Origin of the sequence: Aeromonas sp. 9A (assembly GCF_963900955.1) — a bacterium.
Taxonomy (GTDB): domain Bacteria; phylum Pseudomonadota; class Gammaproteobacteria; order Enterobacterales; family Aeromonadaceae; genus Aeromonas; species Aeromonas salmonicida.
The window spans coordinates 3,523,230-3,538,493 of sequence record NZ_CAWRFG010000001.1 but is presented as its reverse complement, the minus strand read 5'-3'; the positions used below and the strand labels follow the sequence as shown (position 1 = coordinate 3,538,493).

Below are 15,264 nucleotides of genomic sequence, written 5' to 3'. Positions count from 1 at the left end.
ACTTTTTCTCTCTCAGGAGGCCAGATGAGCGGCTCGTTACTCACTCGGTTGCAAGGGTATCGGGTCCGCGATACCGCGCCCAAGCCGCCCGTCGCCGGTAAATTGACCCGGGTGGTGGGACTCACGCTGGAGGCCATTGGCTGCCGCGCGGCCATCGGCGCCCTCTGTCGCATCGATACCCAGGATGGCGAGTTGGAGGCCGAGGTGGTGGGCTTTTCCGGCGACCGCCTGTTCCTGATGCCAAGTGAACAGCTCAAGGGAGTCATTCCTGGCGCCCGTGTGGTGCCCATGACCGAAGAGCACGGCATTCCGGTCGGCATGAACCTGCTCGGGCGGGTCATCGACGGCATAGGCCAGCCGCTGGACGGGCTTGGTCCCATCCTCTCGTCCCAGACGGTGCAATTTGCCCAGCACCGTATCAACCCGCTCTCCCGTCGCCCCATCCATCAGCCGATGGACGTAGGGGTGCGCGCCATCAATGCCGTGCTGACGGTAGGGCAGGGCCAGCGGATGGGACTGTTTGCCGGTTCCGGCGTCGGTAAATCCGTGTTGCTCGGCATGATGACACGCGGCTCGGTGGCGGATGTGGTGGTGGTGGGCCTCATCGGTGAACGGGGCCGGGAAGTGAAAGAGTTTATCGAAGACATATTGGGGGAGGAGGGGCGCGCCCGCTCCGTGGTGGTGGCGGCGCCTGCCGATGCCTCGCCCCTGATGCGTCTCAAGGGGTGCGAGACGGCGCTCGCCATCGCCGAGTATTTTCGCGATCAGGGCCTCAATGTGCTGCTGCTAATGGATTCGCTTACCCGTTACGCCCAGGCCCAGCGGGAAATCGCACTGGCGGTGGGCGAGCCGCCGGCGACCAAGGGCTATCCGCCATCGGTCTTTGCCAAATTACCGGCGCTGGTGGAGCGAGCGGGCAATGGTAGCGACGGTCAGGGCTCCATTACGGCGTTTTTCACCGTCTTGACCGAGGGGGATGACTTGCAGGATCCCATCGCCGATGCGGCGCGGGCCATCCTCGATGGCCACATAGTCCTGTCGCGGGAGCTGGCCGATGCAGGCCACTATCCGGCCATCGATATCGAAAAATCCATCAGTCGTGTCATGCCCATGGTCACCTCACCCGAACACATGGATTTGGCGCGCACCCTCAAGCAGTTTTACTCCCTCTATCAGCAGAACCGGGATCTCATCACCATAGGTGCTTACAGCCAGGGTTCTGATCCTCGCATCGACCGTGCCATCGTTCACAAACCCTATCTGGATCAGTTCTTGCAACAGGGTATGCGCGAGGTCATTCACTATGATGAGGGCCTGCAATCCCTGCAACTGGTGGCCATGCCACTGATGCGTTGACGATGTAGTAAGGGTGGAGCGCGCTCATGAGTAAAGGGTTGGTGATGTTGTCCGAGCGGTTGCTTGAGGCCGAACAGCAGGCAGGGTTGGCACTGGCCAAGGCCCAGCAGGATCTGAAAATCTTCATGGAGCAGCAGGAAGCGCTCAATCAGTACCGCCAGATTTACCATCAACAGTGGACCGACCGTGGCTTGCAGGGCATAGGCGCCCAGCAGAATGCCCAGTATCACGCTTTTATCAGCAAGCTCGAACAGGCGGCCACCCAGCAGTATGAAGGGGTGAGGCAAGTGCGTCAGGCGCTGGAGCTGCGACGGCAAGAGTGGCTGTCAGCCCAGCAGAGGCGAAAGGCGGTAGAGTTGTTGCTGGCCAAGCAGGCCGGGCGTGAGCAGCAGAAGGCTCAGCGTCAGGAGCAGAAGATGCTGGATGAGTACGCCATGCTGCGCCGTTTTCATCATTCTGGCCTGTAACTTGCTTTATTCTGACCATCCAGTGTGCGCCTCACCCCTCTCTTTCGCGTGAGGGCTGCACCCGAACCCGATTGCCGTCAGGGACCTTCATCATGATGCAGACACTGTTAACCAATACCCTCTCCGCTTCGGCTGCGCCCTCTGCCGATAAAAACGCGCCGCTCATCTCATCGTCCGATAAAGGTGATCAGTCCTCGCAGAGCGATCTGAAGGGGGGCTTTTCCGATGAGATGGTCAAGGCTCGGCAGGCGGATAAGGCAACAGGTGCCAGGCAGGGCAGCAAAGTGGCTGCCGGTGAGCAAGTCGCCTCCGATCCGCTCGTCAAGGAGACTGTCGTCACTGACAAGGGGGAAGGTCGCAAGCATGGTGATGCCAAATCTTTGGCGGATACCACAGGGGAGACGGCCGCCACGGACGACAAGGAGAAAAAAATGGATGAGGCTGAGAGCAGTGCCTCTCCCATTGATTTCTTGCAGCGTCTGCAAGACGCCCTCAAGCAGGATACCAGTCTCGTCTCCCCCGCCGTTCTCAACCTTGCCCCGGCTGTGGAAGGTGACGGCAATATGTTGCCGCAAGAAGATGAGGCCACCGTATCTGCCGATGCGCTGGCGCTTGACGGCAAACAAGGTGATGGCAAGCAGGCCGCGGCCGGTGAGGCCGCCTTGCTGGCGCAACAGGCAGCCAGCCTGCTCAAGGGGGCGGATGCAGGGGCCGCGCCTGCAAACGATGAAACGCCTGCTACCGAAACCGTGGATGGGGATACGTCCGCTGCCATGGGGGTTGAGCTGAAGGGTGATGAAAAGGGCAAAGACACGGCGAGTGCCGACAAGGGCGGCAAGGCCGCACTTTCCGATGCTGAACGGACCGCCTTGCTGAGCAAGGTGTTGCCGACCGAAGCGGTGGATAAAGCCCCTAAAGGCGAGGGGAACAATCCTGTCGAAGCTGATGGCAACCCCAAACCCGCCATCCCCCCTATGGGTCACAAGGAGGGGGCTGAAAAGCCATCTCCTCTGCACACCATGAATCAGGCCGTGCCTGCTCAGGCGGGCGCCACCAGGTCGTTTGAAGAGGGATTGGGCCGGGCCGACAGTGGCACCACAACCTCGACCGATGCCGCACAGACCCAGGCTGTCACTGAAGAGGGTGAGCAAGCCAAGGCTGCCCCTGCTGCCAAATCAGATAGCCAGGCTGTTGCATCCAGCATGGCGACAGCCGCTCAGACGACACCGGTTGCACACGCTGCCGAGCCCGTATTGACGGCGCCGCAACAGGCGCTGGCCAGCAGTGAATCACAAGGGCCGCAAGCATCATTGAACGCCTTGTCGGCCGGTCTCAAGCAGATGGAAGCCAGTGATGCGCCCAAGACCAAGGCGGATGTCAAACTGGATGTGAAGCAGAAGGTGGCCGAGCTTGGCAGAAACAGCACTCTGGGCACAGAGTCCACTACCCAGGACAACAACCACAGCCAGCAGGTGCAGCAGAACAGTCAGCCCCAGGCCGTGAACAATGACAGCAAGCCGACCACCGACATATCGGCGCGGCGGGATCCCCAGCATTTGGCTCACCTCAAGCTGGCCAGTCCGGAGACCCCTGTCCAGTTGCATCAGAAGGTCAACCTGATGCTGACGGACAAGTTGCAGCAGGCGGAGATCCAGCTCGATCCTCTGGGGCTTGGCAAGATGAAAATCCAGATCCAGATGGGGGCCGACAACCAAGCCAACGTGCACTTTGTGGTGCAGCATGGGCAGACCCGCGAAATGCTGGAGCAAGCCATGCCCCGCCTGCGTGATATGCTGGCCGGACAGGGCATCCAGCTTGGTCAGACTTTGGTACAACAACAGCCACAGCAGCAGTCTCAGGGACAGTCCGCTTTTTCCGGCCAGGGCCAGTCAGGTCAAAATGGCAGCGGATCGTTTTCCGAAACAGGCCAAACTGAGGCGGAGGTCACGGCGGCAGGCAGTCGTTTGTCGATGGAATCGACAAACGACGCCGGAATTGATTTCTATGCTTGATGCCAGCCTGAGTAAGTTTATGATATCGAACAAGTTTGAGACTAGGGTGGACAAGGGATGGCAGATGACAACGAACTGACGCTTAAAGATCCGGCGGCAGGCAAGAAAAAGAAGCTGATCATAATCATCGCCCTGGCCGTGATAGTGCTGGCGGGCGGCGGTGCTGGTGCTTGGTTCATGCTTTCCGGCTCCGACAAGCCGGTGGCTGACGCTGCGGCCGAAGGGGCAGATGCCAAGCCGAAAGACGCGGCACCGAAACCTTCGCTCTATGTGGGCATGCCGCGTCCCTTCGTGTTCAACGTCTCGGGCGCACAGCGGGATCGACTGGTGCAGATCAAGGTGCAGTTGATGGTGCGTGGCACCGCCGACGAGAACCTGGCCAAGCAAAATATCCCCTTGATTGAAGGCACCTTGCTGCGGATCTTCAGTGCCGCCACCAGCGAGCAGCTGATGACTTTCGAAGGCAAGGAGAAGCTGCGCAAGGATTCACTGGAAGAGTGCCGTCGGGTGCTGGGTGACCTGGTCTCTTCCCCCGTTATCGAACAAGTGCTGTTTACCGGCTTTGTAATGCAATAAGGGTGAAGCGTGAGCGATCTGTTAAGTCAGGACGAAATTGATGCCCTCTTGCACGGTGTCGATGATGTCGAAGAGGAAGAGATAGGCGCAGCGGGGGATCCCGGTGTTGCCCAGTTTGACTTCTCCTCCCAGGACCGCATCGTCCGTGGCCGCATGCCGACCCTGGAGCTGGTGAACGAGCGCTTTGCCCGTCACATGCGGATCAGCCTGTTCAACATGATGCGCCGCACCGCCGAGGTTTCCATCAACGGCGTGCAGATGCTCAAATTCGGCGAATATGTACATACACTGTTCGTACCGACCAGCCTGAACATGGTGCGTTTCCGTCCGCTCAAGGGCACGGCACTCATCACCATGGAGGCCCGACTGGTCTTCATCCTGGTGGAAAACTTCTTTGGCGGCGATGGTCGCTACCACGCCAAGATCGAGGGTCGCGAGTTCACACCCACCGAGCGCCGCATCATACAGATGCTGCTCAAGCTGGTGTTCGAGGATTACAAGGACGCCTGGGCCCCCGTCATGGACGTGGGCTTCGAATACCTCGACTCCGAGGTGAACCCTGCCATGGCCAACATCGTCAGTCCCACCGAGGTGATAGTGGTGAGCTCGTTCCACATCGAGCTCGATGGGGGCGGCGGTGACTTTCACGTGGCCATGCCTTACTCCATGCTGGAGCCCATCCGCGAACTGCTGGATGCCGGTGTGCAGAGCGACAAGGGTGACACGGACGTACGCTGGAGCAAGGCGCTGCGCGACGAGATCATGGACGTCAAGGTCGAGCTCAGAGCCAAACTGCTGGAGACGGACCTGACACTGCGCGAGCTGATGGAGCTCAAGCCCGGTGACATAATCCCGGTGGAGATGCCTGAGAACCTGCTGGTCTATGTGGAAGATTTGCCCACCTTCCATGCCAAGATGGGGCGGACCAAGGATAACGTGGCGCTCAAGATTACCGACAAACTCAAGCGCCCGGAAGGGGTCAAGACAGAGATGCATCTGGTGACCCGGGGCGGCATACGTATCGATGGTGAGGCCGAGCTGGAAGAGCTCGAGCGCAGCATCGAAGATCAACAGCGATAATCGACAGTCTGTCATGACAGATGGTCACGAATGAGCATAAGGAAGCAAGATGAGCGGAACTGATGAAGAGGATCTGATGGCGGACGCCTGGGCAGCCGCACTGGAAGAGCAGGTGATTGCCGAAGCCAAACCCGCTCCCCTTGAGGAACTCACCGATGACGCCCCCATCAGTGCCGAGGAGCGGCGCAAACTCGACACCATTCTGGATATTCCGGTCACCATCGCCATGGAAGTGGGCCGCAGCCAGATCAGCATCCGCAACTTGCTGCAACTGAACCAGGGATCTGTGGTGGAGCTGGATCGGGTGGCGGGTGAGCCGCTGGACGTGCTGGTCAACGGCACCCTGATCGCCCACGGCGAGGTGGTGGTAGTGAACGACAAGTTCGGTATCCGTCTGACCGATGTCATCAGCCAGATTGAAAGGATCAAGAAACTCAAATGACCTGCACCATTGCGCTGACCGATGTCATCATCACTCAGGCCGAAAGGATCCAGAAACTCACATGATCCGCGCGCTCCCGTTACTCTTGTTGTCTTGCCCTGTACTGGCCAATCCGGGGGCGGGAGCCAATCCTCCCAGCCTCACCTCCTGGTTGCTCTCCAGCCTGATGGTGATCGGCCTCATCCTGGTGCTGGGCTTTCTGCTCAAGAAGAGCAAGATAGCCAACGCCATGGGGGGCGGTCAGATGCGTGTCATCGCCAGCCTGCCGGTGGGTTATAAAGAGAAGCTGCTGGTGGTCAAGGTGGGTGAACAGCAGTTGTTGATCGGGGTGACACCGCAGCAGGTCAATTTTCTCTATCGCCTGGATACGCCGCTGGACGAGAGCCAGCCCCAGGCGTTTTCCCAGCAACTTGGCAAACTGATGGGCAAACATGAAAAAAGCTGACGGCTTGAGGTTACCAATGGGGCTGCTGGTCGGCCTGTTATCAACGCTGGCGCTGTTCTCGCCGCTGGCGTTGGCCCAGGATGGCATGTCGGCCGTGACCATCAAGACTCTGGCGGATGGCAGTCAGGAATACAGCCTGACCCTGCAAGTGCTGGCGCTGATGACGGCGCTCTCTTTCTTGCCTGCGGTTGTCATCATGATGACCTCGTTTACCCGCATCATCATAGTGCTTGGCATATTGCGCCAGGCGATCGGTTTGCAGCAGAGCCCCTCCAACCAGGTGTTGATCGGCATTGCCCTCTTCATGTCGTTTTTCATCATGTCCCCCGTGCTGGATCGCATCAACGACGAGGCGCTGCAACCCTATCTGGCCGAGACCATTCAGGCCAGGGAGGCGCTGGAGAGGGCCGAACTGCCCATCCATCAGTTCATGCTCTCCCAGACCCGGATCAAGGATCTCAATACCTTCATGGAAATCGCCGACGTGCAGGTGGATAAACCCGCCGAGGTGCCACTGCGCGTGCTGATCCCGGCGTTTGTGACCAGCGAGTTGAAGACGGCATTCCAGATAGGCTTCATGTTGTTTTTGCCCTTCCTGGTGATCGATCTGGTGGTGGCCAGTATCCTGATGGCCATGGGTATGATGATGCTGTCACCCATGCTGGTTTCCCTGCCATTCAAGTTGATGCTGTTCGTCATGGTGGATGGCTGGAACCTGATACTGGGCTCTCTGGCCAACAGTTTCGGCCTGGGCGCCGGTGGTTAAGTCGGACAAACGCAAGGAGCAAGGAGCATGAGTCCGGAAACCTTTGTCGACGTATTCCGTGAGGCACTCTGGCTGGTGACTATCATGGTGTGCGCCGTGATTTTACCGAGTTTGATGATAGGTCTGGTGGTGGCCATCTTTCAGGCCGCTACCTCCATCAACGAACAGACCTTGAGCTTCCTGCCGCGTCTCATCGTCACCCTGTTTGCACTGGGGGCGGGGGCGCACTGGGGCTTGCAGAGCCTGATGGATTTCTTCCTGCTGATGGTGAGTCAAATTCCCCAGGTGGTGGGATGATGCACTCCACGACGCGGCCAGGATTGCCGTCTGACAACCCACTGCTGCTGGTATGTCTGCAGGCTTCCGAGGCGGCAGTATGACCTATACAACCGCTCTTATCATGGAGTGGTTGTCTTCCATCCTCTGGCCGTTGGCGCGGGTGAGCGGTCTCTTGATGGTGATGGCGGTGTTTGGCAGCCGCCTGACGCCAGCCCGGATCCGCATCGGGCTGGCGCTGGCACTGACCTTCATGATCGCCCCCTTGTTGCCTCCCATGCCCAAGGTTGAGCTGTTCTCCGTCGGCAGTTTTCTGGTATTGACCCAGCAGCTGCTCATCGGCATTGCCCTTGGCCTCATGACCCAGTTTCTGATGGAGAGTTTCGTGATGGCCGGTCAGGTCATCGCCATGCAGACCAGTCTGGGTTTTGCGACCCTGGTGGACCCCATGAATGGCCAGTCGGCCCCTGTGGTCGGTCAGTTCTACCTGATGCTGGCCACCCTGGTGTTTCTGGCGGTGGATGGTCACCTCATCATGTTGCGCATGGTAGTGCTGAGTTTCGAGACCTTGCCGGTCTCAGATACCGGACTCACCCTGCCTGCCATCCGCAGTCTGATCGGTTTTTTGGGGGTCATGTACCAGGCCTCTCTGGTGATGGCGCTGTCGGCCATAGTCGCGCTGCTGCTCATCAACTTTGCGTTCGGTGTCATGACCCGGGCGGCACCCCAGCTCAACATCTTCAGTATCGGTTTTGCGGTCAGCATGATGTCCGGCCTCTTCATCCTCTGGCTCACCATAGGCGGTTTTCTCGGTCACTTCGATTCCATGTGGGAGCGGGTGCAGGAGACCAGCTGCGAGCTGATTAATGTCCAATGCTTCGGTGATCAGAATGGTTGATTGCGCGTGGCTTGATACCGAACAGCTTCACTTCCTCTGGAGGCTAGTGCCGCTGAGCCGCGTCCGGCGTTGCGGAGGTCAGCAAGATGGCTGATACCGATCAGGAACGTACCGAACAACCCACGGGCAAACGACTGCAACAGGCCCGGGAAAAAGGGCAGATTGCACGTTCCAAGGAGCTGGGTACCGCCAGCGTCCTGTTGTCGACTGTTTTCGGTCTGCTGATGATCAAGGAGAGTCTGGCTGGCGCCATGGTCAAGATCCTCACCATTGGCTTTACCCTGGACCGGGATCAGGCTTTCGATCCCAACGCCATGGGCGCCATGTTGCCGGCCTTGCTAAGGGAGCTTGTCTATCCGCTTGGCTTGCTGTTCATGCTAGTGGCCATAGCAGCTTTCATCGGCAATACCCTGCTGGGGGGGATGAACTTCTCCTCCGAGGCCATGATGCCAAAGTGGAGCAAGCTGAGCCCGCTCAGCGGCATCAAGCGGATGTTCGGGGTGCAATCCCTGATCGAACTGGTCAAGTCCATTGCCAAGGTGGTCTTCATCAGTTTGTTTGCCTGGTGGATGTTGTCGAGCCAGTTCAACCATCTGCTCAATCTCTCCATGGAGGGGTTTCCCGGTGGCATCATAGATGCGCTGGACCTGCTGCTGTGGATGTTGATCATCCTCTGTTGTGCCCTCATCCCCATAGTGGCCATAGATGTACCCTTCCAGACCTGGAACCACACACGTCAGCTCAAGATGACCAAGCAGGAAGTGAAAGACGAGTTCAAGGACAGCGAAGGTAAACCCGAGGTGAAGGGACGGATACGGCAGTTGCAGATGCAGATGGCGATGCGACGCATGATGGGAGATGTGCCAAAGGCTGACGTCATCATCACCAACCCGACCCACTACTCGGTGGCACTCAAATACGACATTGCCAAGCCGGGGGCCGCGCCCAAGGTAGTCGCCAAGGGCACAGACGAAATCGCAATGAAGATCAGGGAGATAGCCAGGGAGTACGAGATCCCCATCATGCCGTCCCCGGCACTCACCCGCGCCATCTTCCACTCCACCGAGATTGGGCACGAAATCCCGGAGGGCCTGTTTGCCGCCGTGGCCCAGGTGCTGGCTTATGTTTATCAGCTCAAGAAGTTCCGTCGTGGCAGTGGTCGGCGCCCCAATCCGATCGCCCGTGATCTGCCCATTCCGCCTGAATTTCGCAAATGACAAACTTCTGACGCAGTCAAAATAAAATCATTTAAAATCAATGCATTGAATTGTTGGCTTGATGTTTGCTTTAATCTGGCACCAGCGGTTTAAGATTGAGAAAAACGATGAAATTCCAGGCATCATTGGGCCGATTGAAAGAGCACAGGGGATTGCTGACCAAGGGGGTGGGGACACCGCTGCTGGTGCTTGGCTCCCTTGGCATGGTCGTGCTGCCCATACCGCCAATGCTGCTGGATGTCCTCTTTTCCTTCAATATTGCCCTCTCCATCGTGGTCTTGCTGGTGGCCATCTATACCCGCCGTCCCCTTGAGTTCGCCGCCTTCCCGACCGTCCTGTTGATTGCAACCCTGCTGCGGCTGGCGCTCAACGTGGCGTCAACCCGGGTGGTCTTGCTGGAAGGCCATAATGGCAGCGCGGCGGCCGGTCATGTGATCGAGGCCTTCGGTAACGTGGTGATCGGCGGCAACTATGCGGTCGGTATCATCGTCTTCACGATCCTGATGATCATCAACTTCGTGGTGGTCACCAAGGGTGCTGGGCGGATCGCAGAGGTAAGCGCCCGTTTCACCCTGGATGCCATGCCCGGCAAACAGATGGCCATCGACGCGGACTTGAACGCTGGCCTCATCAACCAGGAAGATGCCAAAAAACGTCGGCAAGATGTGACTCAGGAAGCCGACTTCTACGGTTCCATGGATGGTGCCTCCAAATTTGTGAAGGGGGATGCGATAGCAGGCATCATGATCCTCTTCATCAACATCATCGGCGGCTTCATCATTGGCATGATGCAGCATCAGCTCACATTCGGTGAGTCGGCTGAAATATATACCCTGCTCGCCATCGGTGACGGTCTGGTTGCCCAGATACCCTCCCTGCTGCTCTCCATCGCGGCCGCCATTATCGTTACCCGCCAGAACACGGATCAGGACATGGGCACGGCGGTGCTGGGTCAGTTGTTTGACAATCCCAAGGCGCTGATTATTTCGGCAGGTATTCTGCTGTTGATGGGGATAGTGCCAGGCATGCCGCACTTTGCCTTCCTGAGCCTGGGAGCCATTTCGGCCACCGGTGCCTGGTGGCTGCTGCGCCGTGAGAAGCGTGCTGCGGCCAAGGCCGCCAAGGGCGAGCTGATGCCTGCTACCTCAGAGCAGCCTCATGAGCAGAAAGAGCTGAGCTGGGACGATGTGATGCCGGTGGATATTATCGGGTTGGAGGTGGGCTATCAGCTCATCCCTCTGGTGGATCGCAATCAGGGCGGGGAACTGCTCAACCGGATCAAAGGGGTGCGCAAGAAACTTTCCCAGGAGCTCGGCTTTCTGGTCCCTGCCGTCCACATTCGGGACAATCTGGATCTGGCGCCCAATCAATACCGCATCACCTTGATGGGGGTCAGTACCGGCGAGGCCAATGTTTACCATGATAAAGAGATGGCCATCAACCCGGGCCAAGTGTTCGGCCAGATCCAGGGCATTGCCACCCGTGATCCCGCCTTCGGGCTGGAGGCGGTGTGGGTCGCCAAGGAGCAGGTCTCCCAGGCGCAGACCCTGGGTTACACAGTGGTGGATACCGCCACCGTGGTCGCTACTCACTTGAGCCAGATCCTCTCCAACCATGCTGCCTTGCTGCTGGGGCATGACGAGGTGCAGCAACTGCTCGACATGATAGGGAAGCACCAGAGCAAACTGGTGGAAGGATTGGTTCCCGAGGTCATCAGCATGGGTAACCTGGTGAAGGTATTGCAGAATTTGCTCAATGAAGGCGTGCCAATCCGCGATATGCGCACTATCCTGCAGACCCTGGTGGAATATGCCCCGCGTAGCCCTGACCCGGAAGTGCTCACGGCCGCCTGCCGTATCGCCCTGCGCCGCCTGATAGTGCAGGAGATTGCCGGCCCGGATCCCGAGTTACCGGTGATCACATTGTCGCCAGAATTGGAACGTATATTGCATCAATCCCTGCAGGCAGGGGGTGGTGATGGCGCCGGCATAGAGCCGGGCCTGGCGGAGCGGATGCAGCGCTCGCTGGTGGAAGCCACTCAACGACAAGAACTGGAAGGCCAACCGGCCGTGCTTCTGACATCAGGGATACTGCGCAATACCCTGGCTAAATTTGTCAAGAATGCCATTCCTGGATTACGCGTTCTGTCTTATCAGGAAGTGCCTGATGACAAGCAAATCCGCATCGTCAGTGCGGTAGGACAGAACTAGTTAGCGGAGATGACGGGTGAAGATTAAGCGGTTTTTTGCCAAGGATATGAGAACGGCGCTGGCTGAGGTCAAGGAGACTCTCGGGCCCGATGCCGTCATCATGTCCAACAAGAAAGTCACCGGAGGGGTGGAGATAGTCGCTGCTGTCGATTATCAATCCCAGGTTCCGGGACCCAAAGATGCGCCGGTTCGCCGTCAGTTGAACGATGAGAGCGTCAATATCTCGTCTGCCGGGCGGCAGATGACGCGCCCTGTGCCCACCCCGGCCAAGGAACAGAACGAACACTATGCCGATACCCTGGCCGCGCTGCTGGCACGCCAGCAGAAGCTGAATCCATCCAACCCGGCTGGTCTCAACGGCGGGGCACCGATGGCGGCTGCCGGATCCGCGCCTCGCACCCTGGCCGAACAGGGCCAGTGGGGTGCGGCGCCCGAGCCCGCCAAGCCCAAAGCCAGAGTGGCGACCCCAGGTCGTGCTCCCCAGCCTGCGCCGCGAGAGCAGGAGATGGAAGGGATGCGCAAGGAGATGGCCAGCATTCGCAAGCTGCTTGAGCACCAGATCTCCGGACTGATGTGGCAGGAAGTGGAACGCCGTGAACCTATGCGGGCCCTGCTCATCAAGGAACTCAAGAAGATAGGCTTTGACGATGCGTTTGCCGATCAGCTGGCGGGCCTTATCCCTGAGGATATGTCCATCCATCAGGCCATGGCCCAGTTGGCCGAGGTGCTGACCGCCCAGCTCAAGATCAGCGAAGATGACATTTTACGACAGGGTGGGGCCGTTGCTCTGCTCGGACCGACCGGGGTGGGCAAAACCACCACCATCGCCAAATTGGCGGCGCGGTTTGCCATGAAGTATGGCGCCGAGCAGGTGGCGCTCATCACCACGGACAACTACCGGATTGGTGCCCATGAACAGTTGCAGACCTATGGTCGCATCATGGGGTGTCCGGTTCGGCAGGTCAGGGATGCAGAAGAGCTGGCCAATGCCCTCTATCAGTTCCGCCATCGTCGGCTGGTACTCATCGATACCGCAGGGGTCGGGCAGCGGGATATACGGCTGACCGAACAGCTCGATACCCTGGTCAAGAATGCCAAGGTTCGCATCCGCAGCTACCTGGTGATGTCAGCCACTTCCCAGCGTCGGGTGATGCAGGAGGCGGTGGACCATTTCCGGCGTATTCCATTAAGCGGCTGCATACTTACCAAATTGGATGAGAGTCTGAATCTGGGCGAAGTGATTAACGTGTGTATCCAGAATGCATTGCCTATCAGCTATATCACTGATGGACAAAGGGTTCCGGAAGATATTCAAGTTGCCAATGCGGCGCAGCTCGTCGGGGCTGCCATGGGCTCGCTGGAGCAGGAAACAGAAGAACCCTATTTCTGGGGGGCAGGCTTTGGCGAGGCCGAAGATTCGGAGTTTTATGAGTAACATACATATGGATCAGGCGAGTGGTCTGCGCAAAATGCGTCAAAACAATCGAGTAAAAGTGATCGCCGTTTCCGGTGGCAAGGGTGGCGTGGGCAAGACCAACGTGACCCTGAACGTGGCCGGTGCCATGGCTGCCCAAGGCAAACGGGTGATGGTGCTGGACGCCGACCTTGGCCTTGCTAACGTTGACGTCATGCTGGGGCTGCGGGTACACCGCAACCTCTCCCATGTGCTGGCCGGCGAGTGCACCATAGACGACATCATAGTCGAGGGGCCTTACGGCATGATGATAGTGCCGGCGACATCCGGCACCCAGTCCATGGTGGAGCTCTCCCCGGTGCAGCATGCCGAACTTATCCGCGCCTTCAGCGAGATGAAGACTCAGGTCGACATCCTGATGGTGGATACGGCGGCGGGCATTTCCGAGATGGTGCTGAGTTTCACTCGCGCCGCTCAGGACATCATGATAGTGGTGTGCGACGAGCCAACCTCCATCACGGATGCCTACGCCCTCATCAAGATCCTCTCCAAGGATCACGGTGTTTTTCGCTTCAAGGTGGTGGCCAATATGGTGCGCAGCCTGCGCGAAGGGCAGGAGCTCTATGCCAAGCTGACCCGGGTAACCGACCGGTTTCTGGACACCTCGCTGGAGCTGGTGGCCTGCGTGCCTTACGACACCAACCTGCGGGCTGCCGTGCGCAAGCAGAAGCTGATCGTCGAAGCCTTCCCCAAGTCGCCTGCAGCGCTGGCGTTTCGCGCCCTCGCCAACAAGGCGGCAAGCTGGCCCATTCCTAACCAACCCGGCGGGCATCTCGAATTTTTCCTGGAAAATTTGCTGCAAAAGCCGGTCATAGCACAGGAAGGTTCCCGTGAATAAAGCCCAAGCGTACTTGCGTCATCAGGATTCCTATGTGCTGGTCGAGCGTCATGCTCCACTGGTGAAGCGGATTGCCCAGCATTTATTGGCTCGCCTGCCAAGCAGTGTCTTGCTGGATGACCTGATCCAGGCAGGTATGATTGGGCTACTCGAAGCTTCCCGCAACTTTGACGGCAGCAAGGGCGCCAGCTTTGAAACCTACGCCGGGATCCGCATCCGTGGCTCCATGCTCGATGAGATACGGCGGGGCGACTGGGTGCCGCGTTCCGTGCACCGCAACAGCCGTGCCATCGCCGAAGCCATCGAAAATGTTGAACAAGCGCACGGCCGTGATGCCCGCGATACCGAGGTGGCGGTCCAGATGGGAGTCAGTCTCGGCGAGTATCACACCATGCTGCAGGATGTCTCCTGCGGCAAGATAATCGGCATCGAGGACCTGGGAGTCAGCGAGGATGTGATTGGTCATCCCGACGATGCTGGAAGCAACAGTGGTTTTGACGAACTGGCAGCCGAGCGTTTTCAAGGTGCTCTGGCCGAACACATTGGACGCTTGCCGGAACGGGAAGCGTTGGTACTCTCCCTTTACTACGATGAAGAACTGAACTTGCGTGAAATAGGCGAGGTATTGAACGTAAGCGAGTCTCGTGTGAGCCAGATACACAGTCAGGCAATGCACAGATTACGCGCTCGTTTAAGAGATTGGCATGTATAAGTGTTTGTACTAGCTACACTGAAACAAAACTCTAAGGCATAATCCGCAAAACAAAACCTGCGATCTGCATCATGTAAGTGAGCCGCTATGGCGGCTATTTAGGAGGGAATTTTGGACAAGAACATGAAAATCCTCATTGTTGACGATTTTTCAACGATGCGCCGGATTATCAAGAACTTGCTGCGTGACTTGGGATTTAACAATACCCACGAAGCAGATGACGGCAACACGGCCTTGCCAATGTTGAAAAATGGTGATTATCAGTTCGTGGTCACCGACTGGAACATGCCCGGTATGCAAGGTATCGACTTGCTCAAGGCAATTCGCGTCGATGACAAACTCAAGCATCTGCCGGTGCTGATGGTAACGGCTGAAGCCAAGCGCGAACAGATCATTGAAGCCGCCCAAGCGGGCGTCAATGGCTATATCGTCAAGCCTTTCACCGCTGCAACGCTCAAAGAGAAACTCGACAAAATCTTTGAACGAATCGGCTAA

The 15,264-nt window shown here is 58.1% G+C and carries 16 protein-coding genes; all 16 read left to right on the top strand.

Features of this window, described 5'->3' with window-relative positions:
• The first annotated feature begins 24 nt into the window (after window positions 1-24).
• The 16 genes from fliI to cheY all read left to right on the top strand — a co-directional run bounded on the left by fliI (window position 25) and on the right by cheY (window position 15,264).
• A complete protein-coding gene (gene fliI / locus AACX78_RS16385; protein ID WP_005319328.1) occupies window positions 25-1,356 on the top strand; it encodes a flagellar protein export ATPase FliI in 1,332 nt (443 codons plus the stop codon).
• A gap of 26 nt (window positions 1,357-1,382) precedes the next feature.
• Window positions 1,383-1,823, top strand: coding sequence for a flagellar export protein FliJ (gene fliJ / locus AACX78_RS16380; RefSeq protein ID WP_005319326.1), 441 nt, complete (start codon window positions 1,383-1,385; stop codon window positions 1,821-1,823).
• 92 nt (window positions 1,824-1,915) lie between these two features.
• The gene (locus AACX78_RS16375; RefSeq protein WP_159166829.1) at window positions 1,916-3,835 is read left to right on the top strand and encodes a flagellar hook-length control protein FliK; all 1,920 of its coding nucleotides are present in this window, start codon (window positions 1,916-1,918) and stop codon (window positions 3,833-3,835) included.
• Window positions 3,836-3,892: 57 nt separating this feature from the next.
• Window positions 3,893-4,411 (top strand): flagellar basal body-associated protein FliL, encoded by a 519-nt coding sequence (gene fliL / locus AACX78_RS16370; protein ID WP_059112921.1) that lies wholly within the window; start codon window positions 3,893-3,895, stop codon window positions 4,409-4,411.
• Window positions 4,412-4,420: 9 nt separating this feature from the next.
• Window positions 4,421-5,491 carry a flagellar motor switch protein FliM gene (fliM, locus tag AACX78_RS16365; RefSeq protein WP_005319319.1) on the top strand — a complete coding sequence of 357 codons (1,071 nt, stop codon included), beginning with the start codon at window positions 4,421-4,423 and terminating at the stop codon, window positions 5,489-5,491.
• A 49-nt stretch (window positions 5,492-5,540) separates the two neighbouring features.
• Window positions 5,541-5,933: a flagellar motor switch protein FliN gene (gene fliN / locus AACX78_RS16360; protein ID WP_017412373.1), complete on the top strand. Its 393-nt coding sequence runs from the start codon at window positions 5,541-5,543 to the stop codon at window positions 5,931-5,933.
• Window positions 5,934-5,994: 61 nt separating this feature from the next.
• Window positions 5,995-6,378, top strand: a complete 384-nt coding sequence (fliO, locus tag AACX78_RS16355) for a flagellar biosynthetic protein FliO (protein WP_005319315.1) — start codon at window positions 5,995-5,997, stop codon at window positions 6,376-6,378.
• Window positions 6,365-7,144: a flagellar type III secretion system pore protein FliP gene (fliP, locus tag AACX78_RS16350; protein WP_034523503.1), complete on the top strand. Its 780-nt coding sequence runs from the start codon at window positions 6,365-6,367 to the stop codon at window positions 7,142-7,144. Before fliO ends, fliP begins: the two co-directional genes overlap by 14 nt.
• Window positions 7,145-7,171: 27 nt before the next feature.
• A complete protein-coding gene (gene fliQ / locus AACX78_RS16345; RefSeq protein ID WP_021138440.1) occupies window positions 7,172-7,441 on the top strand; it encodes a flagellar biosynthesis protein FliQ in 270 nt (89 codons plus the stop codon).
• 79 nt (window positions 7,442-7,520) lie between these two features.
• The gene (fliR, locus tag AACX78_RS16340) at window positions 7,521-8,318 is read left to right on the top strand and encodes a flagellar biosynthetic protein FliR (protein WP_059112922.1); all 798 of its coding nucleotides are present in this window, start codon (window positions 7,521-7,523) and stop codon (window positions 8,316-8,318) included.
• Window positions 8,319-8,404: 86 nt separating this feature from the next.
• The gene (gene flhB, locus AACX78_RS16335; RefSeq protein WP_159166828.1) at window positions 8,405-9,535 is read left to right on the top strand and encodes a flagellar biosynthesis protein FlhB; all 1,131 of its coding nucleotides are present in this window, start codon (window positions 8,405-8,407) and stop codon (window positions 9,533-9,535) included.
• Between the two features lie 107 nt (window positions 9,536-9,642).
• Entirely contained in the window at window positions 9,643-11,745 is a 2,103-nt protein-coding gene (flhA, locus tag AACX78_RS16330; protein ID WP_021138443.1) for a flagellar biosynthesis protein FlhA, read from the top strand.
• Between the two features lie 16 nt (window positions 11,746-11,761).
• The gene (flhF, locus tag AACX78_RS16325; RefSeq protein WP_021138444.1) at window positions 11,762-13,180 is read left to right on the top strand and encodes a flagellar biosynthesis protein FlhF; all 1,419 of its coding nucleotides are present in this window, start codon (window positions 11,762-11,764) and stop codon (window positions 13,178-13,180) included.
• Window positions 13,173-14,057: a MinD/ParA family protein gene (locus AACX78_RS16320; RefSeq protein WP_034523505.1), complete on the top strand. Its 885-nt coding sequence runs from the start codon at window positions 13,173-13,175 to the stop codon at window positions 14,055-14,057. Before flhF ends, AACX78_RS16320 begins: the two co-directional genes overlap by 8 nt.
• Window positions 14,050-14,769: an RNA polymerase sigma factor FliA gene (locus AACX78_RS16315; protein WP_021138445.1), complete on the top strand. Its 720-nt coding sequence runs from the start codon at window positions 14,050-14,052 to the stop codon at window positions 14,767-14,769. Before AACX78_RS16320 ends, AACX78_RS16315 begins: the two co-directional genes overlap by 8 nt.
• A 123-nt stretch (window positions 14,770-14,892) precedes the next feature.
• Complete coding sequence (gene cheY / locus AACX78_RS16310; protein WP_425267348.1) at window positions 14,893-15,264, top strand: chemotaxis response regulator CheY; 372 nt, start codon at window positions 14,893-14,895, stop codon at window positions 15,262-15,264.